Here is a 23,290-nt window from a genome sequence, read left to right as displayed (position 1 = left end):
ACTGACGTTTCGGCTTACAAATGTTAGCTGAATTTTAAATTAGTCGCGAAATCGTTCGATGTTTGCGCCTAAAGCTGACAGCTTATCTTCAATTTTATCGTAGCCACGGTCGATATGGTAAATACGATCAACAATGGTTTCACCATTCGCAATACAACCTGCAATCACAAGGCTTGCCGATGCACGAAGGTCAGTTGCCATCACTTGAGCGCCACTCAACTCTTCCACATCACCACAAATAACGGTGTTGCCTTCAATCTCAGCTTTTGCGCCCATACGCATCAGCTCTGGCACATGCATGAAACGATTTTCGAAGATGTTTTCTGTAATCACACCGCCACCTTTCGCCATCAAGTTCAACAACGTGAACTGTGCTTGCATATCGGTAGGAAAACCTGGGTGAGGTGCAGTGCGAACCGTTACCGCTTTTAACTCACGGCCTGTCATGTCGACAGAGATCCAATCTTCACCGGTTTCAACATGAGCACCCGCTTCTTCAAGCTTAGCTAATACAGCTTCCAATAGATGCGCGCTAGTATTGCGACAAACAACTTTACCGCCAGAAACAGCCGCAGCCACAAGGAAAGTACCCGTTTCAATGCGATCCGCAACGACAGAGTGCTTACCACCGCCTAAACGCTCAACACCTTCAATCGTGATGGTATCTGTGCCTGCGCCAGAAATTTTAGCGCCTAGCTTATTCAAAAAGTCCGCCGTATCAACGATCTCAGGCTCACGTGCTGCGTTATCAAGCACTGTTTTGCCTTCCGCCAGCGTTGCTGCACACATGATAGTAATCGTCGCACCTACGCTAACTTTATCCATCACAATATGCGCGCCTTTCAGACGGCCATCAACATTCGCTTTTACATAACCATCTTCTAGTGTAATCGTCGCACCAAGCTGCTCTAGGCCATGAATATGTAAATCCACTGGACGAGCACCAATAGCACAACCACCAGGTAGTGAAACTTGACCTTGACCAAAACGAGCAACCAGTGGGCCTAGAGCCCAAATAGATGCACGCATCGTCTTAACTAAATCATAAGGTGCGCAATATTCATTGATACTGCTTGGGTCAACATGTACAGAACCGTTGCGTTCAACCTTTGCACCTAAACGTTTTAGCAATTCCATCGTTGTGTCGATATCACGAAGGTGCGGAACGTTCGCTACTTCTACTGGCTCTTCAGCCAAGATGGACGCAAATAAGATAGGAAGTGCGGCGTTTTTAGCACCTGAGATGGTGACTTCACCAACTAAAGGATCTTTCGACCCCGTAACTCGAAACTTTTCCATTACTAAACCTTACAGTGACATCAACTTCTTATCACGAGCCCACTCATCTGGAGTGAAAGCTTTGATAGATACTGCGTGAATGTCATTTCTTTGGATATATTCCATCAGCGGAGCGTAAATCAGTTGTTGCTTCTTAACGCGGTTCATTCCATCGAAACAAGCATCAACAGCGATCACTTCATAGTGGCTACCTTCACCTTTAACGATTAACTCTTCAAGGTTTAGTGCTTGTTCTAAAATCTGTTGTACTTTTGCGCTGTCCACAATTTACCCCTGTTTTAATTCTTTTAAATGCCCATCGAGATATTGTTCGACGTTACTTAACTGAAAAAGTGTCATCAGTTGTTTTGGCACGAAGCTGAGTATTATATGACAGTTTTGTTTTTTTGCATGCTCTAATAGGTGAATTAACATCACCATTCCCGCAGAGTCGACCCTTTCAAGCTGCTCTAACGAGACTTCAATGTGACTCTCGTCAACTTGCCATTGTTGCAACTGACTCCATAACAGAGGCACAGTGTCTCTATCCAAAACGCCACTTAATGCGTATTGACTTGGGGTGACGACTTGCCACTCTGGTTGACTCATTGCACTTTACTCTCGAAACGAATAGGTTGCTGAGCTAAACCTTCTAGCTCTTGAGCGACCGCTAAAATGCCTTCTTGACGAAGCTTTCCGCTCCATTCAGATTGTTTACTCGACAGCAGACTAATGCCTTCAGCGATCATATCAAACGCTTGCCACTCACCAGTTTTCTTGTCTTTTCGTAGTTTGAATTCAAGCTTAATATTTGGTCGAGGTGAATCTAAGATCTCTACCTTGATGCCTGTGATACTCTTTTTCGGGTCAAGCTTAGGCTCAGGACCGAATGCAATATTTTGATCGGTATACTGTGTCAAAACTTGCGCATACGAGCTCACTAAATAAGCACGAAAAGAGATAATAAACTGACCGACATCTTCTCGTTTTGCGCCTTTTAAATTCGGACCTAATAGCTTTAATGCCGCGTACTTTTCATTGACGTACGGCATCAATTCTTCTTCCACAATGACTTTTAAATAATCAGGGTCTTGCTGCACTTTAGGTTGCTCTGACTTCAAACGATCGAATGCTTGTTCAGAAACCTGCTTCATCATTTGATATGGCTGAGTCTTATCAATCTCTGCAGCGCTGACATTTGCTGCTAACACTACAGAAAAAAGAGTAAGCACTAACTTTCTTAACATGACTATTTCCCTATTCGTCTGCTGAGTCACCGCCAACGCTATACAGCACTTGGCCAATTAAATCTTCAAGTACTAAAGCAGACTTTGTATCTTCAATGAAATCACCGTCCACCAGCATCTGCTCATCTTCGAAAACAAAGCCGGGAGTCAAACCTATGTACTGTTCGCCGATCAAGCCAGAGGTCAGAATTTTCACGCTTGATGTCTCTGAGAATTGATCATATTTACCATTGATCGCCATGCTTACGACTGGCAGTAGTGATTCGGTATTCAAATCAATTCCCGTAACTCGCCCAACAACAACGCCGCCGACTTTGACGGGTGAACGCACTTTGAGGCTACCAATATTGTCAAACTCAGCGTTTAGAGTGTAAGTATCGTTAGAGCCGAAGCCCTTTACGTCAGCGACTTGAAAAATCATTACCAGAATTGCGCAAATTCCAGCAAGAACAAAGCTACCGACCCATAATTCAGTTTTTCGAGTTTGTTGCATGCTTAATTCCCAAACATCTATTAATTGCCAAACATCAAGGCAGTCAGTACGAAGTCTAGACCAAGTACTGCAAGTGAAGAGTGTACTACAGTGCGTGTGGTTGCTCGGCTAATGCCTTCCGAGGTAGGTATCGCATCATAGCCATTAAATAGAGCAATCCAAGTCACGGTAATCGCAAACACTAAGCTCTTAATCATACTGTTGCCAATATCTTGTCCTAGCTCAACAGACGCCTGCATCGCAGACCAGAAGCTGCCGTGGTCGATACCTTTCCAATCAACCCCAACAAGCTGGCCGCCCCAAATACCAACCGCCATAAAGATCATAGCGAGGAGCGGCATTGAAATAACCCCAGCCCAAAAACGTGGCGCAATCACTCGTTTTAACGGATCAACAGCCATCATTTCCATGCTCGACAACTGTTCCGTTGCTTTCATTAAACCAATCTCGGCCGTCAAAGCAGAGCCAGCACGACCAGCGAATAACAGAGCCGTCACAACAGGGCCAAGCTCTCGAAGCAATGAAAGTGCGACCATTTGACCAAGTGCACCTTCAGCACCGAAATCAATCAGGATAACGTAACCTTGAAGACTTAAGACCATCCCAATGAACAAGCCTGATAAAACAATAATCAACAATGACTGAACGCCAACACTGTATAACTGCTTAGTCAATAACGGAAGGTTTTGAATTGGCTTTGGACGCGTGACAAGCGCGCCATACAGCATAAGACTTGCTCGGCCAAATGATTCCATGACTGAAAGCGAGCGACGCCCAATACCCGCGATAAAGTTTGCTAAGTCAGCCATCATTGAAACAGTTCCTTTGCAATTGGTTGGGCAGGATAACGAAATGGCACAGGGCCATCAGCATCACCTTTGAGAAATTGTTGAACCTGAGGATCTGGATTCGCAACGAGCTCTTCTGGCGTTCCACTAGCAATGATTTTCCCGTTGGCCAAGATATAAACCCAATCGGCAATGCTCATCACTTCAGGCACATCATGTGAAACAACCACAGATGTCACCCCTAAGGCTTGGTTTAAATTTCGAATCAATTCAACTAGAACCCCCATAGTAATCGGATCTTGGCCAACAAAGGGTTCATCAAACATGATTAAGTCAGGATCAAGCGCGATCGCCCGCGCCAAAGCTGCGCGTCTTGCCATACCGCCCGACAACTCACTCGGCATAAGCTGTGCCGCACCACGTAAGCCCACTGCCTCTAATTTTAGTAACACTAAAGTTCGAATAAGTTCTTCACTTAATTGAGTATGTTCACGTAAAGGAAAAGCGACGTTATCGAAAACTGTTAAATCAGTAAACAAAGCGCCAGATTGAAACAACATACTCATTTTTTTGCGTGCGGCATATAAACGCTTTCGGCTCAGTGATGGGATATTGTCGCCATCAAACCAGATCTCACCTAATTGAGGGTAAATCTGTCCGCCAATCAAACGTAATAATGTGGTCTTCCCTATACCTGAAGGGCCCATGATTGCGGTCACTTTGCCTTTAGGAACTCGCAAGCTGACATCATCAAATATCTTTCGCTCTCCTCGCGAAAACGATAAGTGATTGATGGTTACTAGGTCTTCTGATGTCATTCAAACCTCTAACTTGGGCACTAAGAATGGGCAATCATAAGCACATTCAAATGGAATTAAAAGCACTGTTCGATTAATTAGTTGCTTCTCATTTGTACTTAATTGATTGTAATTCATCCTATCGCAAAGGATTACTTAGAATCATCACTTAACAATTAATTGAATGATCCGCTTCCCTTTTATAACCCAAAGCGTCAAAATTAACGGTTAAATTCTCTCGTTGTAAATTAATTAGGAAGCATCATGTTTGAAGCCGTTGCGTTTCTCATCATCGGATTAGTATTTTTGGTTTGGAGTGCTGATAAGCTGGTATTTGGCTCTGCTGCATTAGCTCGAAATTTCGGTATCTCTCCACTAGTCATCGGTATGACGATTCTTGCAATGGGTTCTTCGGCACCTGAAATGATGGTTTCTGCAACCGCAGCACTTGATGGTAAAACCGATACTGCAGTAGGTAATGTTTTGGGTTCAAACATTGCTAACATCGCCCTTATTCTGGGTATCACTGCGTTAATCAAACCACTCTCAATCAGCTCAGCCGTATTACGCCGCGAGCTTCCACTTATGATAGGCGTAACCCTTCTTGCCGGCATTTTACTTTGGGATAGCCACTTAGGTTTTTACGAAGGTATTCTTCTCTTCGTTCTTTTTGCCGCCTTTATCATTGCCATGCTGCGAATTAGCCAAAAAGAAAAAGCCGCAGGTAGCGTCGATCCGCTTTTGGAAGAACAAGAATCCGAAGTTCCTGATGGCGTCAGTATCCCTAAAGCGGCAATGTGGGTTGTGATTGGTTTAATCATCCTGCCCGTCTCCGCAGATCTATTAGTCGATAACGCGGTTATTATTGCTCAGTACTTTGGGATGAGTGATTTGGTGATCGGCCTAACCATCATTGCAGTTGGTACCAGCTTACCTGAACTAGCAGCATCTCTGGCAGGCGTTATGAAAGGTGAAGATGATATGGCCGTTGGCAACATTATTGGATCCAACGTCTTCAATATCTTAGCTGTAATGGGTATTCCAGGAATCTTAAACCCATCTATCCTCAGCGAGTATGCGATGGGACGAGATTTTTGGGTCATGCTAGGTGTATCCTTACTGCTTGTTGTCATGGCGCTAGGTAAATCACGCAGTATCAATCGCATTGAAGGTGGCGTGCTTTTCTGTACCTTTATCGCCTATCAAGCATACCTAATCATGAATATGACGGCTTAATATTTATTACTGAGGTTTCACATGTTTGACTATCGTTCGGCAGCACAAGAAGTTCTTCGCACTGAGATCGAGGCCTTGAAGCAACTAGAACACTATTTCAATCAGGATTTCACTAAAGCATGTGAACTGATCTTTGCCAATACTGAAGGGAAAGTGGTTGTGATGGGGATGGGAAAATCTGGGCATATTGGCAATAAGATCGCGGCAACGCTAGCGAGCACCGGTACGTCATCATTTTTCGTACACCCAGGTGAAGCGGCACACGGTGACTTAGGTATGATTGAGCCAGGCGACATCGTATTGGCTATTTCTAACTCTGGCGAATCTTCTGAGATTTTGGCTCTATTTCCTGTCTTAAAGCGACTGAATATCAAAATAATCAGTATGACAGGTAAGCCTCACTCCAATATGGCAAAGCTATCGGATCTGCACCTTCAAATTACAGTACCGAAAGAAGCTTGCCCTATTCAGCTAGCACCAACCTCAAGCACCACAGCAACCTTGGTGATGGGAGATGCGCTAGCTATGGCGCTAATGCAAGCTCGTGGGTTCACTGCTGATGACTTTGCGTTGTCTCATCCGGGTGGCGCGCTCGGTCGAAAACTGCTACTGAAGCTTTCTGATATCATGCACACTGGTGACAAATTACCTTTAGTAACACCGAATACCGTAGTGCGTGATGCACTGCTAGAGATCAGCCAAAAAGGGCTCGGTATGACGGCAGTGGTAGATGACCACCAGCAACTTGTTGGTATATTCACTGATGGCGACCTACGTCGAATTTTAGATAAACGAGTTGATATTCACAGTGCTATTATCGGCGATGTAATGACCATTAACCCAACCGTTGCCACCCCTAACATGCTGGCTGCTGAAGGGCTAAATATGATGCAAGATAAGAGCATCAATGGTTTGATTCTTTGCGACCAAGGCAAAGTTGTAGGCGCGCTTAATATGCACGACATGCTAAAGGCAGGAGTAATGTAATGTCTCAGATGGTCGAAACTTTATACCAACCAGTGGAACAAACTACTCTAGCCATTGCCAAAGAGATAAAGCTGCTTATCTGTGATGTGGATGGGGTCTTTTCCGATGGCCTTGTTTACATGGGCAACGATGGTGAAGAGCTCAAAACATTCCATACTCGTGATGGCTATGGCGTAAAATCCCTCATGAATGCAGGCATTGAGATTGCTATCATTACTGGCCGTAAATCACAAATCGTTGAGAATAGAATGAAAGCCTTAGGCATCTCACTGATTTATCAAGGCCAAGACGATAAAATAAAAGCATACCAAGATATTTGTAAGAAGTTGAATATCTCAGCACAGCAAACAGGCTATATTGGTGATGATCTGATCGATTGGCCGGTGATGGAACAAGTCGCACTAAAAGTATGTGTAGCTGACGGTCATCCGTTGTTAGCGAAAAGAGCAAACTACGTGACTGCAATTAAAGGCGGCCATGGTGCTGTCCGAGAGGTTTGCGACCTCATCCTCCAAGCGAGAGATGAATTAGATGTTCACAAAGGTTTGAGTATATGAGTCTATCTCGTATCGGCTATCTCATTTTGGGTTTTGCTCTTTGTTGGTCAGGCTACTACTACTTTAGTCGCCAACAACAAGAAGCACCGAAAGTTAGCCCTGATCTAGAACAGCCAATGTTTAGTGGCCAACAACTCACCAATACTTCATTTACAGATGAAGGTGTGCGTAGCTATGTGATCACTTCGCAAAGCCTCGATCACTACGCCAAAAATGGTGACACGGTTTTTGAACAACCCGTATTAAAAGTCTACAAGGAAGGATTGACTCAAGAATGGGAAATGACCGCCAATACAGGTGTGCTCGATAAGAAGCATGTTTTAACTCTGTCTGGTGATGTTATTGTTAACAACCTATTACCTGAGTCCGGATTCAATACACTGTCTACGAGCAGTATAAGTATCCAATTAGACAACCGAGATTTTTGGGCAGATAACCAAGTTATCATTCATGGCCCACAATTTGAAACCGTTGGTCAAGCAATGAAAGGCAACTTTGCTGACCACGATGCAACCCTATATAAGAGCGTACAAGGTAGATATGAAACTCTCACACCTTAGTCTTATTGCTTGTTTATTTATGTCGGGCCAAGCACTAGCCTTGTCCACAGACCAGAAGCAACCGGTATACATTGACTCAGACAGTCAACAGTTGGACATGCAAAGCAATCAAGTCACTTTCTTAGGTGATGTAAAGCTAAAACAAGGCAGTATCAACATCAATGCTGAGAAAATCATCGTCACTCGTGACCCGAAAGACGGTTCAATTCAGCGTATTGATGGATTTGGTGAACTTGCGACGTTTTCTCAGCTTACCGATGATGGCAAAACACTCTACGGCGAAGCCAAAGAACTGGAATACAGTTTGGCTAAAGACCAACTGACTATGCGTAACAAAGCGATGCTCTCTCAAGATGACAGCCTCATTCGTGGTAACCAAATTCGTTACCAGATTTCATCGCAAAAACTGATCGCTGATGGTAAACAAAAAGGCGATCGCGTATCGACTGTCCTTCAGCCTCAAGCAGTACAAGAATAATATGACATTATTAAAAGCAGAGCATTTAGCCAAAAGCTACAAAAACCGCAAGGTGGTATCTGATGTAAGCCTACAGGTTGAGTCAGGCCAAATTGTAGGCTTACTCGGCCCTAATGGTGCAGGTAAAACCACCTCGTTTTATATGATTGTAGGCTTAGTTGCGCGTGATGAAGGCTCTATTTTCATTGATGATGAAGACATCAGTATTCTTCCTATGCACAGTCGTGCTCGCATGGGTATTGGTTATCTTCCACAAGAAGCGTCCATCTTCCGTAAACTGTCTGTTGAAGACAATATCATGGCCGTTCTTGAAACTCGCAAAGAGCTAACACGAGAAGAGCGACAGGACAAACTGGAAGATTTGCTCGAAGAATTCCACATTCAGCACATTCGCCAAAGCGCAGGTATGGCACTATCTGGGGGTGAACGTCGTCGAGTTGAAATCGCCAGAGCACTTGCCGCTAATCCGAAATTTATCTTGCTTGATGAACCATTCGCGGGTGTTGACCCAATTTCAGTGATTGATATTAAGAAGATCATTGAACATTTACGCGATCGTGGACTAGGCGTATTAATCACGGACCATAACGTTCGAGAGACCCTCGACGTATGTGAAAAAGCTTATATTGTGAGCCAAGGACATTTGATTGCGGAAGGATCGCCGAACGAAGTTCTCAATAATGAACAAGTAAAACAAGTTTATCTCGGCGAACAATTCCGTCTATGATTAAAGTGAAGAACAGCAAGATTCTCTAGCATTTAAGGCAAAAATTACTGAATGAAACCCTCATTACAACTCAAGCTAGGTCAACAGTTAGCCATGACTCCGCAGCTACAGCAAGCGATTCGTTTGTTGCAGTTGTCGACGCTGGATCTTCAACAAGAAATTCAAGAGGCGTTAGACTCCAACCCACTACTTGAGGTTGAAGAATCGAGTGAAGATACCCCAGTCGCTGAAGATAAGTCAGGTAATGAGGACAAAGAGCCAACCGTCGATGTTGGAGATGCTGAACCACAAGATAGCTCTGAGTTAATAGAAAAATCAGAAATCAGCTCAGAGCTTGAAATAGACACCACTTGGGAAGACGTCTATAGCGCAAACACTGGCAGCACTGGCATCGCACTTGATGATGACATGCCTGTTTATCAGGGCGAAACTACCCAGTCACTGCTCGACTACCTAACTTGGCAGCTCGACCTTACACCATTTAGTGAAACCGACCGCACGATTGCAATGGCGATTATTGATGCCGTTGATGACTATGGTTACCTCACAGTATCACCGCAAGATATTCTTGAAAGCTTTGATAACGAAGAGATCGAAATAGAAGAGATTGAAGCAGTACGTAAACGCATTCAACAATTTGATCCATTGGGTGTCGCTTCCGTTAATCTGCAAGACTGTTTATTGCTACAGTTGGCGACTTTCCCAGAAGACACGCCTTGGCTATCAGAAGCTAAACGAGTTCTAACTGATCATATTGATCAGTTAGGTAACCGTGATTACAAACTGATCATAAAAGAAGCTAAGCTAAAAGAAGCAGATTTACGTGAAACACTAAAACTGATTCAACAGCTCGATCCTAGGCCTGGTAGCCGAATCTCAACAGAGCACGCTGAGTATGTCATTCCGGATGTCTCTGTCTATAAAGATCATGGTAAGTGGGTTGTTACTATCAACCCTGACGCAGTCCCTAGATTGAAGGTTAATCAACAATACGCCGCACTAGGTAAAGGTAGCAGCGCAGATAGCCAATACATTCGTAGCAACTTACAAGAAGCAAAATGGCTGATTAAAAGCTTAGAAAGTAGAAACGAGACACTGCTCAAAGTTGCTAAGTGTATTGTTGAACATCAACGCGATTTCTTCGAGTATGGTGAAGAAGCTATGAAGCCGATGGTACTCAATGATGTGGCACTGGATGTCGACATGCATGAGTCAACCATCTCACGGGTAACAACGCAGAAATTCATGCATACCCCACGTGGCATCTTTGAACTTAAGTACTTCTTCTCCAGCCACGTCAGCACTGACAATGGTGGAGAATGTTCATCTACTGCAATTCGAGCTTTAATTAAGAAGCTAGTTGCTGCCGAGAACAGTGCAAAACCACTGAGTGACAGTAAGATTGCAGCTCTACTCGCTGACCAAGGGATTCAGGTCGCTAGACGAACAATAGCAAAATACCGAGAATCACTAGGCATTGCCCCTTCAAGTCAGCGCAAACGCCTGTTGTAAGGCATTTAACCGAGAAGGAAAGTCTATGCAAATCAATATTAATGGCCACCACATTGATCTAACAGATTCAATGCAAGACTATGTAAATGAAAAGTTTCAAAAGCTAGAACGCTTTTTTGACCACATCAACAGCGTTCATGTTGTATTAAAAGTTGAAAAAGTCCGTCAAATCGCAGAAGCTACCCTTCACGTAAATCAGGGCGAGATACATGCTTCCTCGGATGATGAAAACATGTATGCCGCTATCGATTCCTTAGTCGACAAATTAGTTCGACAGCTAAACAAGCACAAAGAGAAGCTAAACGCTCACTAACCACCATGCAATTAAGCGAAATCCTTACACTGGACTGCACTAAAAGTGCGGTCCAGTGCACTAGTAAAAAACGTGCCCTAGAAATGATCAGTGAACTCGTTGCTGAAAAAACAGGTCAGAACTCAACTGAACTCTTCGAATGCATGCTCAGCCGTGAAAAAATGGGCAGTACTGGCATTGGAAATGGAATAGCCATTCCCCATGCTCGTATGCAATCCAGTGAGCAAGCCGTTGCCGTATTACTGCAATGCGAATCACCGGTTGAATTTGATGCTATCGACAATCGCCCTGTTGACCTACTTTTTGCTCTACTTGTGCCTGATGCACAATGTAAAGAACATCTTAAAACCCTTTCCAGTATGGCAGAGCGTCTAAACGATAAGCAGATCCTTAAACAACTCCGTAAAGCACAATCAGATCAAGAGCTTTACGAAATCATGGTTAGCCAATAATGCGTCTTATCGTTGTTAGTGGTTATTCAGGAGCCGGCAAAAGCGTCGCGCTCCGTGTACTAGAAGATCTCGGCTATTACTGTGTCGACAACCTTCCAGTTGATATGCTCGATACTTTTGTCCAATCTGTTCAATCCAGTAAACAGAACGTTGCGGTCAGTATCGACATTCGTAACCTACCAGTAGAGCCCAACCTTGTTGAAGACGTATTAACTCGGCTAAAACAGAGCTCCGACGTAAGCGTTTTGTTCTTAGATGCCAACAAAGAGACATTACTCAAACGCTATAGCGAAACACGCCGTATCCACCCGTTAACGTTAAGCCTAGAAAATACATCACTAGAACAAGCAATAGAAAAAGAACGTTCTATTCTTTCTCCACTTAAAGAGCACTCCGACTTAGTCATTAACAGCAGCAATCAATCCCTGCACGAGTTAAGTGAAACGGTTCGGATGCGTGTCGAAGGTAGAGAACGCAAAGATCTCGTTATGGTGTTCCAATCGTTTGGGTTTAAGTATGGCTTGCCAAGTGATGCGGACTATGTATTTGATGTTCGATTCCTGCCCAATCCACACTGGGAACCAGATCTAAGACCGTTGACAGGGCTGGATGCTCCTATCAAGTCATTTTTGGAAAGTCATGCTGAAGTGCTCGAATTAAAGCAACAGATTCAGAAGTTCATCGAGAATTGGCTACCACTACTTGAAAAGAATAACCGTAGCTACTTAACCGTGGCGATCGGTTGTACGGGTGGCAAACATCGCTCAGTCTACCTCACTCAACAGATTGGTGAGTACTTTGCGCAAATGGGCCACCAGGTCCAAATTCGTCATGCCTCATTAGAGCAAAATCACAAGGAATAACCCCTATGCAGCAACAGAGTAGAACTGTACTTATCCAAAACCGTTTAGGTCTTCATGCTCGTGCTGCAGTCAAACTCGTCGAACTTGCACAATCTTTTGATTCAGTTCTGACTATTCAAAATCATGAAGGGAAAGAAGCCACAGCGGATAGTGTCATGGGGCTGCTCATGCTGGAGTCTGCCCAGGGTGAACACGTTACTATTAGCGCTGAGGGAGATGACGCACACCCTGCCTTAGAAGCTGTCTGCCACCTTATTGAAGACAAGTTTGAAGAAGAGGACTAACCTCTTACTGACTAATTGCCTTTCCTTCACATTAACTTATTAAATACATTCTAAAATTAAGTTACTATTCGTACCATTATAAACATATAGAGTCAGGGGGAACCGATGGCCGAGCAAATTGAATTTGACCAAGCTCACCAAGCCCTCCAGGAAGTTACAGAAGCTCTAGAAAATGGTCGCTTTGTCCATGTCCGCCGTCAGCTTCAGGACATGGAACCAGAAGACATTGCCCATCTATTAGAAGCCTCTCCACGTAAGAGTCGTGAAGTTCTTTGGCAGTTAACTGATCCCGAAGATTACGGTGAGATCCTCGATGAATTGAACGAGGATGTAAAAGACGATCTTGTGTCACGAATGGCACCTGAAATGCTTGCAGAAGCGACGGAAGGCATGGAGACGGATGACGTCGCTTACGTACTTCGAAGCTTACCTGATGATGTATCTCGTGAAGTTCTCGCACAAATGGACGCAACCGAGCGTCTATTGGTTGAAACCGCTCTCTCCTACCCAGAAGATACCGCTGGTAGCTTGATGAACACTGACGTTATCACGATTCGTGGTGATGTCGATGTGGATGTAGTACTTCGTTATCTGAGAATGAAAGGAGAGCTACCAGAAGCGACTGACGCTCTTTATGTCATTGATGAAGAAAATCGCTTAATCGGTGAATTGCCTATTACGACCCTGCTCACCACTCAACCTGACGTAAAAGTCAGTGATGTGATGGAGGATGCCGATGAAGCGATTGAAGTCACTATGAGTGACTCTGATATCGCAAGCCTATTTGAGCGTCGAAACTGGGTTTCAGCGCCTGTCATTGATGAAAATCAGCACCTAGTCGGTCGAATCACCATTGATGACGTAGTTGACGTCATTCGTGAAGACGCCGAACACTCAATGATGAGCATGGCGGGTATGGATGATGACGAAGATACCTTCGCCCCCGTTGTCAAATCCGCACGAAAACGTAGTGTCTGGCTAGGAGCAAATGTCCTTGCTGCACTCGCGGCGGCATCAGTTTCCAATATGTTTGAAGCCACCCTCGACCAAATGGCTGCCATTGCTGTACTCATGACTATTGTGCCATCCATGGGCGGAGTTGCAGGTAACCAAACTGTTGCCTTAGTCATTCGTGGCTTAGCCCTTGGCCACATCGGTGACTCAAACAAACGTGAACTGCTATTGAAAGAAGCTGCTATCGGCTTATTAAACGGCATTATGTGGGCTCTGATTATTGGCGGTATTGTTGTAGCTTGGAAAGGTAACTGGATGCTAGGAGGAATTATCTCTGCAGCTATGTTAACCAACTTATTAGTCGCTGGCGTTGCTGGTGTTACCATTCCTATTTTACTTAAAAAGATGAACATCGATCCGGCATTGGCGGGAGGTATGGCCCTCACGACTGTCACTGACGTTATTGGTTTGTCCGTTTTCTTAGGCCTTGCCACTATTCTGATTTAAGCTTCCAACCCATCAGATTTAAATCATCGTTCAATAAAAAGCGCAGTATCAACTGCGCTTTTTGCTTTCTAGTTAAGGTTTGGTCCAAGCCATTTTTCAGCCTCAAGCATATCCCAACCTTTTCGGTCCGCGTAACTCTCTGCTTGGTCCTGTTGGATTTGAGCAATAGCAAAATAGCGAGAATCTGGGTGGGAGAAATACCAACCAGACACCGAAGCACCGGGCCACATTGCGTAGCTAGAGGTCAGTGACATCTCAATCGTCTCTTCCACATTTAGCAACTCCCACAGCGGCCCTTTCTCAGTATGCTCAGGACATGCTGGATAACCTGGCGCAGGTCGAATGCCTTGATACTTCTCACGAATCAAATCATCGTTTGACAGATCCTCGTCTGCTGAGTATCCCCAAATTTCTTTACGCACTTTCTCATGAAGGTATTCAGCAAAAGCTTCTGCCAGACGATCAGCCACTGCCTGAATCATGATAGCGTTGTAATCATCACCTGCAGCTTTATATTCATCCGCTAACTCACGCTCACCAATTCCACCAGTGACAGCGAAAGCGCCAATCCAATCCTTTTTACCTGATGCTTTAGGAGCAATATAATCTGACAAACAGTAGTTAAAGCCTTTTGGTTTCTCTGTTTGTTGGCGAAGGTTACATAGAACTTTAGCCACTTCAGTGCGTGATTCATCGGTATACACTTCAATATCATCACCAACGCTTGCGGCCGGGAATAATCCACACATGCCACGCGCTTTGAGTAACCCTTCTTGCTCAACACGATCAAGAAGCTCATTTGCATCTTTAAATAGTCGTTGAGCCTCTTCCCCTACTTCTTCATGCTCCAAAATCTTAGGGTATTTACCGACTAACGACCAAGTCATAAAGAAAGGTGTCCAATCGATATAGTTACGCAAAACTGATACATCAAAGTCGTCAAACACATGCACACCAGGTTTAGCTGGCACAGGTGGAGTGTAGCTGTCCCAATCAATTGCGACTTTATTCGTTCTAGCTTGCTCTAAAGTCACCGGTTTGGTTCGAGGCTTTTTGCGATTATGTTGATCACGAACACGGACATAATCAGCATCAAGCTTTTCAACAAATGCAGGGCGCAATTCATCTGATAACAGTGATGTACAAACACCAACGGCACGTGACGCATTATTCACGTAGACCACTGGATTCTTGTAATTCTGTTCAATTTTAACTGCAGTATGTGCTTTGGATGTCGTCGCGCCACCAATCAACAATGGCAGGTCAAAATCCAGACGCTCCATCTCTTTAGCCACATGCACCATCTCATCCAATGATGGGGTGATTAACCCTGATAGACCGATAATGTCGACATTTTCTTCTTTCGCAACTTTTAAGATTTTCTCACAAGGCACCATAACGCCAAGGTCAATGATCTCGTAGTTATTACATTGTAGAACCACGCCCACTATATTCTTACCGATATCGTGCACATCGCCTTTTACGGTCGCAAGTAAGATTTTGCCATTTGATGATCCAGCTTGCTTCGATGCATTGATATAAGGTTCCAGGTGAGCAACCGCCTGTTTCATTACACGCGCAGATTTTACGACCTGAGGTAAGAACATTTTGCCCTCCCCAAACAAATCGCCAACCACGTTCATGCCATCCATCAAAGGGCCTTCGATCACCTCTAGAGGCTTTGAAGCATTAACGCGTGCCTCTTCTGTGTCCTCAACAATAAACTCTGTGATGCCTTTAACGAGCGCATGCTCAAGACGCTTTTCAACCGCCCATGTACGCCACTCTAACGCCGAAGCGTCTTCCTCTTTACCGACACCTTTGTTGGCATATTCTGCAGCTATATCAAGTAATCGCTCAGTACCATCATCACGACGGTTCAGAACAACATCTTCCACCGCCTCTCGGAGTTTCTCTGGTACGTTGTCGTAGATCTCCAGTTGGCCTGCATTCACGATCCCCATGTCCATACCATTCTTGAAACAATGGTAAAGGAACACGGCGTGAATCGCTTCACGAACATAATTATTACCACGGAAAGAGAAAGAAACGTTGGAAACACCACCAGAGATCATTGCATGAGGCAAATCGCGTTTAATATCAGCAACGGCTTCAATGAAATCTACCGCGTAGTTGTTGTGCTCTTCAATACCTGTCGCTACCGCAAAGATATTTGGGTCAAAAATAACGTCTTCTGGTGGGAAGCCCACTTCGTCAACCAAGATATTGTAGGCATTGGTACAAATTTGTAGCTTACGCTCACGAGTTTCTGCCTGCCCAACTTCATCAAAGGCCATCACAATTACAGCGGCGCCATAGCGACGAATCAGCTTGGCTTGCTCAACGAACTTCTCTTTGCCTTCTTTTAGCGAGATAGAGTTCACGATGCCTTTACCTTGAATACACTTCAAGCCAGCTTCAATAACCTCCCACTTCGAAGAGTCGACCATAATTGGTACTTTCGAAATTTCAGGTTCAGATGCACAAAGATTCAGGAAGCGAACCATGCAGGCTTCTGCATCTAGCATCCCTTCATCCATGTTGATATCAATGATCTGAGCACCGTTTTCAACTTGCTGACGAGCGACGTCTAACGCCTCATCGTATAACTCTTCCTTAATTAAACGCTTAAAACGCGCTGAGCCTGTTACATTGGTACGCTCACCGACGTTAATGAATAGGCTTTCCTTTTCAATCGTCAGTGGCTCTAAACCCGACAAACGACAAGCAACCGTCAATTCAGGTAAAGCACGAGGGGTAACTCCTTCAACGGCTTCAGCCATGTGGCGAATATGCTCTGGCGTCGTACCACAACAGCCACCAATTAGGTTTAAAAATCCACTTTCAGCCCACTCTTTAACATGCTCAGCCATATCTTCAGGAGAGAGGTCGTATTCACCAAACGCATTTGGTAGGCCAGCATTTGGGTGGGTAGAAACAAACGATTCAGAAATACGCGATAACTCTTCCACATATGGACGAAGCTCATCTGGGCCTAGAGCACAGTTTAGGCCGAAAGAGATTGGATTAACGTGACGCAGTGAATTATAGAAGGCTTCTGTGGTTTGACCTGAAAGCGTACGCCCTGAAGCATCCGTGATCGTTCCTGAGATCATCACGGGCAACGAGTAGCCGAGCTCTTCAAATACAGTATCGACAGCAAACGCACAGGCTTTCGCATTTAGGGTATCAAAAATTGTTTCGATGAGAATTAAGTCTGAACCACCTTTGATCAAAGCATGAGTGGACTCAGAATAAGCTTCCACTAACTCATCAAAGCTAACATTTCGATAGCCCGGATCATTCACATCAGGAGAAATAGAACAAGTGCGGTTCGTTGGGCCTAGAACACCTGCTACGTATCTTGGCTTTTCAGGTGTTTTCGCAGTCCACTCATCTGCCGCCTCACGTGCGAGTTTAGCTGCAGCAAAGTTAATTTCTTCGCTTAGGCTTTCCATGTCATAGTCAGCCATTGCTATGGTAGTAGCATTAAAGGTATTGGTTTCAAGAATATCAGCACCCGCCTCTAGGTAAGCAGAGTGGATGTCCTTTATTAATGCTGGCTGTGTAAGAACTAAAAGGTCATTATTGCCTTTCAGATCGCAGTGCCAATCAGCAAATCGCTCACCACGATAGTCTTGCTCTTCCAATTTGTAATCTTGAATCATGGTGCCCATGCCACCATCAATCAATAAGATACGTTGCTTTAATTGAGCTTCAATCTGTTGCCTTACATTACTTCCCACAGTACAGCCTCATTCCTTTAATTATCTCTCCATCCTATCACAGTTATTAAAGGAGTCTAGACGTCTAAAACAACAAAATTCATCACCTTCCCATGACAAAAAAGTGTTTGCTATTTAAGCAAGCTAGGAACAAAATCCTCATTCACAATTTGTTACATACTGGGGTTCTCATGTCGGTCTACTACACCCTCTGCTTTTTATCTGCAGCAGCAATGATGATTGCTTTTATAAACAGCAAGATAGGTAAAATGCAAACCACCATAGCGATTACAGCAGGTTCAATGATCCTGTCTCTGCTTATCCTGATCGCGGGTCAAAATGATTGGTTCCAACTAACAGAAATTGCTTCGAAGACAATGTCGAGCATTAACTTCGAAGATTTTTTGCTAAAGGGTATCTTAGGCTTTCTATTGTTTGCAGGCGGTTTGGGCATCAAACTACCTAACCTGAAAGATCAGAAGTGGGAGATTACCGTTCTGGCTCTAGGGGCGACACTCTTCTCAACATTTTTCATCGGCTTCGCTCTCTATGGATTCTGCCAACTGATTGGTATCCACTTTGAGCTAGTTTACTGTTTGTTATTCGGAGCTTTAATTTCACCAACCGACCCTATTGCCGTCTTAGCTATTGTCAAAAAACTCGACGCACCAAAGCGAATTTCTACTCAAATTGAGGGGGAATCTCTATTCAACGATGGCTTTGGTCTTGTCATCTTTGTCACTATTTATACCATTGCATTTGGCACCGAAGCTCCAACCGTAGGCAGTGTAACGCAGCTGTTTATTCAGGAAGCTATTGGAGGCATTGCTTACGGTTTTGTATTAGGTCTTGTTTTCCATTACCTAATCAGTGCAACTGACGATCACTCAATGGAATTACTTCTTACGATAGGTATTCCGACCGCTGGGTACGCATTCGCGGAGGTTTTGCACGTATCAGGCCCACTGGCGATGGTGGTATCAGGTATCATGATCGGTAACTGGACTCGCTTCATCGGCTTCTCTAAAGAGAGTGAAGATCACCTAGATCATTTCTGGGAACTCGTCGATGAATTCCTTAATGGCGTGCTATTTCTACTTATCGGTATGTCGATGCTACTGTTTGAATTCCATGAAGAAGACTGGATTTTGATGGCTTTCTCTATTCCATTGGTTCTATCAGCGCGTTACCTCAGTGTATTGTTATCCTACATTGGCTTTAAGCGGTATCGTAAATACAACCCTTGGTCAGTTAGAATACTCACCTGGGGTGGACTGCGCGGCGGCTTAGCATTGGCAATGGCGCTTTCTATTCCTTCCGGTATTTGGGTTATTCAAGACAAGCTTATCGATGTGAAAGAGATCATTCTCGTCATGACTTACTCTGTTGTCGTTTTTTCAATACTGATTCAAGGGGCGACAATCACCCCCATGATAGAAAAAGCTAAGCTTGCCCAAAAAGAAATGGAAAAAACGCAGAACAGCGAACAAGAACAAATAAACAGTTAATAAAAAAGCAGCAAACTCGCTGCTTTTTTTGTCCACCAATATTCGTAATGTCTACTTATCTAGCGCTTCAACTTTGTGATTAGTTTTGTGCAATGATTTACGCACTTTAATAAAGATAAAACTAGAAATCGCAACAGCTAAGGTGATCATAGGAGCTGCCATTAAACCAATAGTGACATACTTACTTACTTGTTCCGGCAATAAAGGAAGTAACATACCAAATGAACATAAAAGTAGTGTCCATAAAATCGCGCTTAGCCAAGAGAAATAATGGAACTTGCTGATTTTATTTGCTCTCATCCCCATCATCAGCGGCAATAACGAGCGAACGACTGGAATAAAGCGAGCACTGAATAATGCTACGAGCCCATGCTTACCTAATAAAATATCGACCTGCGCTAATCTATTACTCGGAACCGCGTTCACCCACCCTTGCACTTTCGGTAATCTGTTAAGCCACTTTCCTTGCAGGTATCCTGCCCAAGTACCACAAGCTGCACATATAATAATGACCAGTAGTACAATAATTGGGTCCAACACTCCCACGGCTGCCAAAGTACCTGATAACACAACAACACTATCACAGGGGAAAGGAGCCGCGGGGATAAAGCCACTTTCAAGAAAGATTAGAGCTCCAACGACTGCGTAGATTAATACGGCACTTTGAGGGTTTTGCAGTACAGAAAAGTCTTGATTCCATAACGCCATCAGTACCGAAAAAATTGCGTCCAACATGCTAGATCCTTGCAGGCTACACTCAACCATAATGGTGGTAAGTTTTGTCTGTTGTATCTCTGTCAGAGCCCAAGTACAAACACGATAAGTAATCGTTAGGATTGATAGTTGTTAGGTACATTTCATTTCTGCACTACACAGTTTCTCCCGCTATCTTTAGCAAGATATAAATACCCATCAACACGGTTCAGTACTTCATCTATTGGAGTTGAAAGCTCAGTGTAGGCTAACGTTGTCATGCCAATACTTACTGTAATTTTTAATTCGTTGTCTTCATAACTGATTTCGATATTCTCGATCTCCCTTCGCAACCTTTGTGCCGTATCGTAACCAATCTCACTGGTCGTATTCGGAAGAATTAAGCCAAACTCTTCCCCACCCAAGCGCCCTAGTATATCCATATCACGAGTTGACTGCTGGATGTGCCGAACCAAAGCGATCAAAACTTCGTCTCCAGCGGCGTGACCGAACTGATCATTTACCTGCTTAAAATGGTCGATATCAAAAAGGATGACGGTTAACGGAGCTTTCCATCTTCTACATGTGTTAATTGCACGTTCAGTCTGTTGTTGAAAACTACGGCGATTAAATGCTCCAGTTAACGCATCTGTCGCGGCAAGCGTACGAAGCTTACTCTCTAAACTTTTTCGCTCTTCAATATCGGTGATCGACATGATAATAAGTTGTTGCTGTTCAAAATAAAGCTTACTGAAAGAAAACTCTACCTGGCGAAAACGTCCATCAGGTAGTAGTAGCATTAGATCACAAGGGGTAACAGTAAAACCTTCACCACAATCCAAAGCGCGATTTAAACGTGATTTAAAGACGCTGTGGCTTTGTGACGCAATAAATTCAATTGGGTTCCGATGAACAACTTCTTTCTTTGAGCGATTCAAAAGTTGACTGCTAAACTCATTAACCATAATGATTTCTAGTTGTGGACTACAAATAATAATCCCAATAGGAGCAGCATTAACTAGTTCTTGAAGCTGCATTGCTGCGCGCTTTGAGTGTTCAACTTGCTGCTTTTGTAACTCTTCAAGTTTTTTTCGTAAATAGATATCTCTAAAAACAAGTAACCAGCTATTTTTACTTATATTTGTAAGTTTTACGCGCATTATGTATTGCACGCCATCATAGTTAATATTGAGATCAGCAGTCTTATTACTTCCTTGCTGATACCCTTCAATAAACTGCTTCAGTTCCGGAGATTGTTTTACTAACTCCAAATCTGAAATCTTGATGAAGTTGGACTCTGATGTGAGTAAAGGCGGTTCAAAGTTTCCACTTCGGATGTCTTTGACAACTTCTTTACTATCAATCCAAAGGCTCATATCAGGTAGAGCATCAAGGATTAAATTCAGGGTATTATTACGCTGCGTTAATTCATTACAGCTAATGTCTAAAGAGCGTTCGGTAATCATCAACTGCTCTTCGAAATTTTGGTATCCAGAATCGACAAGTTCAAGGAAGTCGTTTAGTCCTTCAACATCAGGAACGCCATCGGGAAAGAGACGCTTCGTTTGTCGTTGAAGTAATCGATGCATACTATTTTTCCGAGAAAGCGGTTATAGTCATCGTTTGGTTATGTAATTCAGAATCATGCTGGTTATCATAAGGAGCGATTTCTCCGTACGAATAAAATCCACAGAGTAAGGTATCTGGGCCAAGCTCTTCTCTCACAGCATCAACCTCATCGTCAGCAAGTTGCTTTAAAAGTAACTTACGTCCAACACAGCTAATTAAAATAGCTATTTGCGGAGAATCGTCGATAAAGTCCCTACAGACCTTTGCTGCGTCTTGAGCGCCATCGATAAGGGAATCAACATTCGCTCTCATCAATTTTGCGGTGACTCCATCGGGAATATTCCCTGCGAACGAAATTGACCCTTTTTCATCATCTGTAGCTAGTAGTGTCCTTACTAACTTTGTACCTCTATTAGGATCAGAGATTTCTAAAGGAAAGCGCAAACCACTTGAGGGGAGCTCTTTCGTTAACTCTCCCAAATAACTACGATAGATTTCGAGTGCGCTCTCATCATCTAGCTCATACAATACATTTCCTTCAGAGTGAGTTACTTTGCGCTCAATACCAAATGAACACCACCCACCTCGAGATCCATAACTTACTTGTAAAGCATCACCATATAACCCAATAGCCACAACAAGCCCTGAGGTCTGAACATTATCTGTATAGATTTCCGTTTTTTGAAAGTTAACACAATCACCAGCTAAGCCGCCGGTAACTTTTACATTCTCAGGTAACACATTTCGGAAACCTTCAACTAAATATGTGCCATCTACCTGGAGGCCATCACTCAAGACAAAAACGTGCCTCAATTCGGGTGATAGTAGATCTGTGGCTAATGCAACACCAAGCGCTTTACACGCGCCCTGATAATCAGAGAGATAGCGAGCGCTCTTCTTTATTGATGTTTGTTCAAACTGAATTACGGTTACAATAAGTAAACCATCAGAGACTCCTTCATTAGAAATTTCTCCAGCAGTTGTACAACCAATGATATGTGATTTAGGGAGGAATTCTTTAAGTAAAGGAACAGCTTGTTCGGTTAATCGACCAAATATTATCACCAAAGAGTCACGTCCATCCATTTCGGCAAGGTGAGTGATTTTATCTCGTTCCATACCATCCCAGACGACTTGTTCTGTTTTCATATCACCCTCCAATACCTATAAACTAAAGTTAGTTGTTTTTGGCGAGCATTCAAGCTTAAAGGAGCAATCTAGACAATGTCGTTAAATGGAAAAAGAAGAAAGGTAGTATGGAAGATTACCAATATTAGAAAGACGAGTTCAGTGAATTTCAGAAACGAAAAAGCCCTAGCATTTCTGCTAGGGCTTTTTCTGAATAAATGGCGGAGCGGACGGGACTCGAACCCGCGACCCCCGGCGTGACAGGCCGGTATTCTAACCAACTGAACTACCGCTCCGCACTGGTCAGACATTGAAGTCTAAATTTAAAGCCTGGCGATGTCCTACTCTCACATGGGGAAGCCCCACACTACCATCGGCGCTAATTCGTTTCACTTCTGAGTTCGGCATGGAAGTCAGGTGGGTCCAAATCGCTATGGTCGCCAAGCAAATTCTTTAATTCGGAAAGCTGTTTGCGTTCTCTATAACACAATCAAGTTAATTCTTGTATTGAGTCCATCAAAACCCTTTGGGTGTTGTATGGTTAAGCCTCACGGGCAATTAGTACAGGTTAGCTCAATGCCTCACAGCACTTACACACCCTGCCTATCAACGTTCTAGTCTCGAACAACCCTTT

The 23,290-nt window shown here is 43.8% G+C and carries 24 protein-coding genes, 1 tRNA gene and 2 rRNA genes; 13 read left to right on the top strand and 14 right to left on the bottom strand.

What is annotated here, in order from left to right:
- Positions 1-39: 39 nt before the first annotated feature.
- The 7 genes from murA to mlaF are packed head-to-tail and all read right to left on the bottom strand — an operon-like array spanning position 40 to position 4,624.
- Positions 40-1,299, bottom strand: coding sequence for a UDP-N-acetylglucosamine 1-carboxyvinyltransferase (gene murA / locus GVO60_RS14955; RefSeq protein ID WP_159655441.1), 1,260 nt, complete (start codon positions 1,297-1,299; stop codon positions 40-42).
- 9 nt (positions 1,300-1,308) lie between these two features.
- Complete coding sequence (ibaG, locus tag GVO60_RS14950; protein WP_008078753.1) at positions 1,309-1,563, bottom strand: BolA family iron metabolism protein IbaG; 255 nt, start codon at positions 1,561-1,563, stop codon at positions 1,309-1,311.
- A 3-nt stretch (positions 1,564-1,566) separates the two neighbouring features.
- Positions 1,567-1,887 carry an STAS domain-containing protein gene (locus tag GVO60_RS14945; RefSeq protein WP_159655439.1) on the bottom strand — a complete coding sequence of 107 codons (321 nt, stop codon included), beginning with the start codon at positions 1,885-1,887 and terminating at the stop codon, positions 1,567-1,569.
- Positions 1,884-2,525, bottom strand: coding sequence for a phospholipid-binding protein MlaC (mlaC, locus tag GVO60_RS14940; RefSeq protein WP_159655437.1), 642 nt, complete (start codon positions 2,523-2,525; stop codon positions 1,884-1,886). Before mlaC ends, GVO60_RS14945 begins: the two co-directional genes overlap by 4 nt.
- A gap of 10 nt (positions 2,526-2,535) precedes the next feature.
- Positions 2,536-3,018 carry an outer membrane lipid asymmetry maintenance protein MlaD gene (gene mlaD / locus GVO60_RS14935; RefSeq protein ID WP_159655435.1) on the bottom strand — a complete coding sequence of 161 codons (483 nt, stop codon included), beginning with the start codon at positions 3,016-3,018 and terminating at the stop codon, positions 2,536-2,538.
- Between the two features lie 20 nt (positions 3,019-3,038).
- Complete coding sequence (gene mlaE / locus GVO60_RS14930) at positions 3,039-3,827, bottom strand: lipid asymmetry maintenance ABC transporter permease subunit MlaE (RefSeq protein ID WP_371862478.1); 789 nt, start codon at positions 3,825-3,827, stop codon at positions 3,039-3,041.
- Positions 3,827-4,624, bottom strand: coding sequence for a phospholipid ABC transporter ATP-binding protein MlaF (mlaF, locus tag GVO60_RS14925; RefSeq protein WP_159655431.1), 798 nt, complete (start codon positions 4,622-4,624; stop codon positions 3,827-3,829). Before mlaF ends, mlaE begins: the two co-directional genes overlap by 1 nt.
- Positions 4,625-4,867: 243 nt before the next feature.
- Between mlaF and GVO60_RS14920 the strand changes: the two genes are divergently transcribed.
- From GVO60_RS14920 to mgtE, 12 genes are all read left to right on the top strand, one after another.
- Positions 4,868-5,839 (top strand): calcium/sodium antiporter, encoded by a 972-nt coding sequence (locus tag GVO60_RS14920; protein ID WP_159655429.1) that lies wholly within the window; start codon positions 4,868-4,870, stop codon positions 5,837-5,839.
- 21 nt (positions 5,840-5,860) lie between these two features.
- Positions 5,861-6,826, top strand: coding sequence for a KpsF/GutQ family sugar-phosphate isomerase (locus GVO60_RS14915; protein ID WP_159655427.1), 966 nt, complete (start codon positions 5,861-5,863; stop codon positions 6,824-6,826).
- Positions 6,826-7,383, top strand: a complete 558-nt coding sequence (gene kdsC / locus GVO60_RS14910; protein ID WP_159655425.1) for a 3-deoxy-manno-octulosonate-8-phosphatase KdsC — start codon at positions 6,826-6,828, stop codon at positions 7,381-7,383. Before GVO60_RS14915 ends, kdsC begins: the two co-directional genes overlap by 1 nt.
- Complete coding sequence (lptC, locus tag GVO60_RS14905; RefSeq protein WP_159655423.1) at positions 7,380-7,943, top strand: LPS export ABC transporter periplasmic protein LptC; 564 nt, start codon at positions 7,380-7,382, stop codon at positions 7,941-7,943. Before kdsC ends, lptC begins: the two co-directional genes overlap by 4 nt.
- On the top strand, positions 7,924-8,421 hold the full coding sequence (lptA, locus tag GVO60_RS14900) for a lipopolysaccharide transport periplasmic protein LptA (protein WP_159655421.1): 498 nt from the start codon (positions 7,924-7,926) through the stop codon (positions 8,419-8,421). Before lptC ends, lptA begins: the two co-directional genes overlap by 20 nt.
- Position 8,422: 1 nt before the next feature.
- Complete coding sequence (gene lptB, locus GVO60_RS14895) at positions 8,423-9,148, top strand: LPS export ABC transporter ATP-binding protein (protein ID WP_159655419.1); 726 nt, start codon at positions 8,423-8,425, stop codon at positions 9,146-9,148.
- Positions 9,149-9,199: 51 nt separating this feature from the next.
- Positions 9,200-10,660, top strand: a complete 1,461-nt coding sequence (locus tag GVO60_RS14890) for an RNA polymerase factor sigma-54 (RefSeq protein WP_159655417.1) — start codon at positions 9,200-9,202, stop codon at positions 10,658-10,660.
- Between the two features lie 25 nt (positions 10,661-10,685).
- Positions 10,686-10,973: a ribosome hibernation promoting factor gene (gene hpf / locus GVO60_RS14885; protein WP_159655415.1), complete on the top strand. Its 288-nt coding sequence runs from the start codon at positions 10,686-10,688 to the stop codon at positions 10,971-10,973.
- A 5-nt stretch (positions 10,974-10,978) separates the two neighbouring features.
- Positions 10,979-11,425, top strand: a complete 447-nt coding sequence (gene ptsN / locus GVO60_RS14880) for a PTS IIA-like nitrogen regulatory protein PtsN (RefSeq protein WP_159655412.1) — start codon at positions 10,979-10,981, stop codon at positions 11,423-11,425.
- On the top strand, positions 11,425-12,288 hold the full coding sequence (gene rapZ / locus GVO60_RS14875) for an RNase adapter RapZ (protein WP_159655410.1): 864 nt from the start codon (positions 11,425-11,427) through the stop codon (positions 12,286-12,288). The genes ptsN and rapZ overlap by 1 nt, the downstream gene beginning before the upstream one ends.
- A 5-nt stretch (positions 12,289-12,293) precedes the next feature.
- The gene (locus tag GVO60_RS14870; protein WP_159655408.1) at positions 12,294-12,572 is read left to right on the top strand and encodes an HPr family phosphocarrier protein; all 279 of its coding nucleotides are present in this window, start codon (positions 12,294-12,296) and stop codon (positions 12,570-12,572) included.
- Between the two features lie 105 nt (positions 12,573-12,677).
- Positions 12,678-14,033: a magnesium transporter gene (mgtE, locus tag GVO60_RS14865; RefSeq protein ID WP_159655406.1), complete on the top strand. Its 1,356-nt coding sequence runs from the start codon at positions 12,678-12,680 to the stop codon at positions 14,031-14,033.
- A 68-nt stretch (positions 14,034-14,101) separates the two neighbouring features.
- On the opposite strand, the gene metH is transcribed toward mgtE, so the two are convergent.
- Complete coding sequence (gene metH, locus GVO60_RS14860) at positions 14,102-17,779, bottom strand: methionine synthase (RefSeq protein ID WP_159655403.1); 3,678 nt, start codon at positions 17,777-17,779, stop codon at positions 14,102-14,104.
- Between the two features lie 170 nt (positions 17,780-17,949).
- Here metH and GVO60_RS14855 point away from each other — a divergent pair, with 170 nt between their 5' ends.
- The gene (locus GVO60_RS14855) at positions 17,950-19,266 is read left to right on the top strand and encodes a cation:proton antiporter (RefSeq protein WP_159655401.1); all 1,317 of its coding nucleotides are present in this window, start codon (positions 17,950-17,952) and stop codon (positions 19,264-19,266) included.
- Positions 19,267-19,317: 51 nt separating this feature from the next.
- Here the strand turns inward: GVO60_RS14855 and GVO60_RS14850 are convergent, their stop codons facing one another.
- From GVO60_RS14850 to GVO60_RS14825, 6 genes are all read right to left on the bottom strand, one after another.
- The gene (locus GVO60_RS14850) at positions 19,318-20,001 is read right to left on the bottom strand and encodes a DedA family protein (RefSeq protein WP_159655399.1); all 684 of its coding nucleotides are present in this window, start codon (positions 19,999-20,001) and stop codon (positions 19,318-19,320) included.
- A 122-nt stretch (positions 20,002-20,123) separates the two neighbouring features.
- Positions 20,124-21,548: a sensor domain-containing diguanylate cyclase gene (locus GVO60_RS14845; protein WP_159655397.1), complete on the bottom strand. Its 1,425-nt coding sequence runs from the start codon at positions 21,546-21,548 to the stop codon at positions 20,124-20,126.
- A gap of 1 nt (position 21,549) precedes the next feature.
- Positions 21,550-22,677: an FIST signal transduction protein gene (locus tag GVO60_RS14840; RefSeq protein ID WP_159655395.1), complete on the bottom strand. Its 1,128-nt coding sequence runs from the start codon at positions 22,675-22,677 to the stop codon at positions 21,550-21,552.
- Positions 22,678-22,875: 198 nt separating this feature from the next.
- A tRNA-Asp gene (locus GVO60_RS14835) sits at positions 22,876-22,952 on the bottom strand.
- A gap of 32 nt (positions 22,953-22,984) precedes the next feature.
- Positions 22,985-23,101: ribosomal RNA gene (rrf, locus tag GVO60_RS14830) — 5S ribosomal RNA — on the bottom strand.
- A 92-nt stretch (positions 23,102-23,193) separates the two neighbouring features.
- Positions 23,194-23,290 (bottom strand): 23S ribosomal RNA (locus tag GVO60_RS14825); the annotation flags it as partial.

The sequence above is a fragment of the Vibrio atypicus genome (assembly GCF_009811315.1).
GTDB lineage: Bacteria > Pseudomonadota > Gammaproteobacteria > Enterobacterales > Vibrionaceae > Vibrio > Vibrio atypicus.
Note: the sequence above shows the minus strand (reverse complement) of the source record. Positions and strands in the feature narration are given on the sequence as shown.

Bases quoted from the DNA above. Each gene is read 5' to 3' on its own strand.
- murA (WP_159655441.1), bottom strand. From the start codon at position 1,299: ATGGAAAAGTTTCGAGTTACGGGGTCGAAAGATCCTTTAGTTGGTGAA.
- GVO60_RS14945 (WP_159655439.1), bottom strand. From the start codon at position 1,887: ATGAGTCAACCAGAGTGGCAAGTCGTCACCCCAAGTCAATACGCATTA.
- mlaC (WP_159655437.1), bottom strand. From the start codon at position 2,525: ATGTTAAGAAAGTTAGTGCTTACTCTTTTTTCTGTAGTGTTAGCAGCA.
- mlaD (WP_159655435.1), bottom strand. From the start codon at position 3,018: ATGCAACAAACTCGAAAAACTGAATTATGGGTCGGTAGCTTTGTTCTT.
- mlaE (WP_371862478.1), bottom strand. From the start codon at position 3,827: ATGGCTGACTTAGCAAACTTTATCGCGGGTATTGGGCGTCGCTCGCTT.
- mlaF (WP_159655431.1), bottom strand. From the start codon at position 4,624: ATGACATCAGAAGACCTAGTAACCATCAATCACTTATCGTTTTCGCGA.
- GVO60_RS14920 (WP_159655429.1), top strand. From the start codon at position 4,868: ATGTTTGAAGCCGTTGCGTTTCTCATCATCGGATTAGTATTTTTGGTT.
- GVO60_RS14915 (WP_159655427.1), top strand. From the start codon at position 5,861: ATGTTTGACTATCGTTCGGCAGCACAAGAAGTTCTTCGCACTGAGATC.
- kdsC (WP_159655425.1), top strand. From the start codon at position 6,826: ATGTCTCAGATGGTCGAAACTTTATACCAACCAGTGGAACAAACTACT.
- lptC (WP_159655423.1), top strand. From the start codon at position 7,380: ATGAGTCTATCTCGTATCGGCTATCTCATTTTGGGTTTTGCTCTTTGT.
- lptA (WP_159655421.1), top strand. From the start codon at position 7,924: ATGAAACTCTCACACCTTAGTCTTATTGCTTGTTTATTTATGTCGGGC.
- lptB (WP_159655419.1), top strand. From the start codon at position 8,423: ATGACATTATTAAAAGCAGAGCATTTAGCCAAAAGCTACAAAAACCGC.
- GVO60_RS14890 (WP_159655417.1), top strand. From the start codon at position 9,200: ATGAAACCCTCATTACAACTCAAGCTAGGTCAACAGTTAGCCATGACT.
- hpf (WP_159655415.1), top strand. From the start codon at position 10,686: ATGCAAATCAATATTAATGGCCACCACATTGATCTAACAGATTCAATG.
- ptsN (WP_159655412.1), top strand. From the start codon at position 10,979: ATGCAATTAAGCGAAATCCTTACACTGGACTGCACTAAAAGTGCGGTC.
- rapZ (WP_159655410.1), top strand. From the start codon at position 11,425: ATGCGTCTTATCGTTGTTAGTGGTTATTCAGGAGCCGGCAAAAGCGTC.
- GVO60_RS14870 (WP_159655408.1), top strand. From the start codon at position 12,294: ATGCAGCAACAGAGTAGAACTGTACTTATCCAAAACCGTTTAGGTCTT.
- mgtE (WP_159655406.1), top strand. From the start codon at position 12,678: ATGGCCGAGCAAATTGAATTTGACCAAGCTCACCAAGCCCTCCAGGAA.
- GVO60_RS14855 (WP_159655401.1), top strand. From the start codon at position 17,950: ATGTCGGTCTACTACACCCTCTGCTTTTTATCTGCAGCAGCAATGATG.
- GVO60_RS14850 (WP_159655399.1), bottom strand. From the start codon at position 20,001: ATGTTGGACGCAATTTTTTCGGTACTGATGGCGTTATGGAATCAAGAC.
- GVO60_RS14845 (WP_159655397.1), bottom strand. From the start codon at position 21,548: ATGCATCGATTACTTCAACGACAAACGAAGCGTCTCTTTCCCGATGGC.
- GVO60_RS14840 (WP_159655395.1), bottom strand. From the start codon at position 22,677: ATGAAAACAGAACAAGTCGTCTGGGATGGTATGGAACGAGATAAAATC.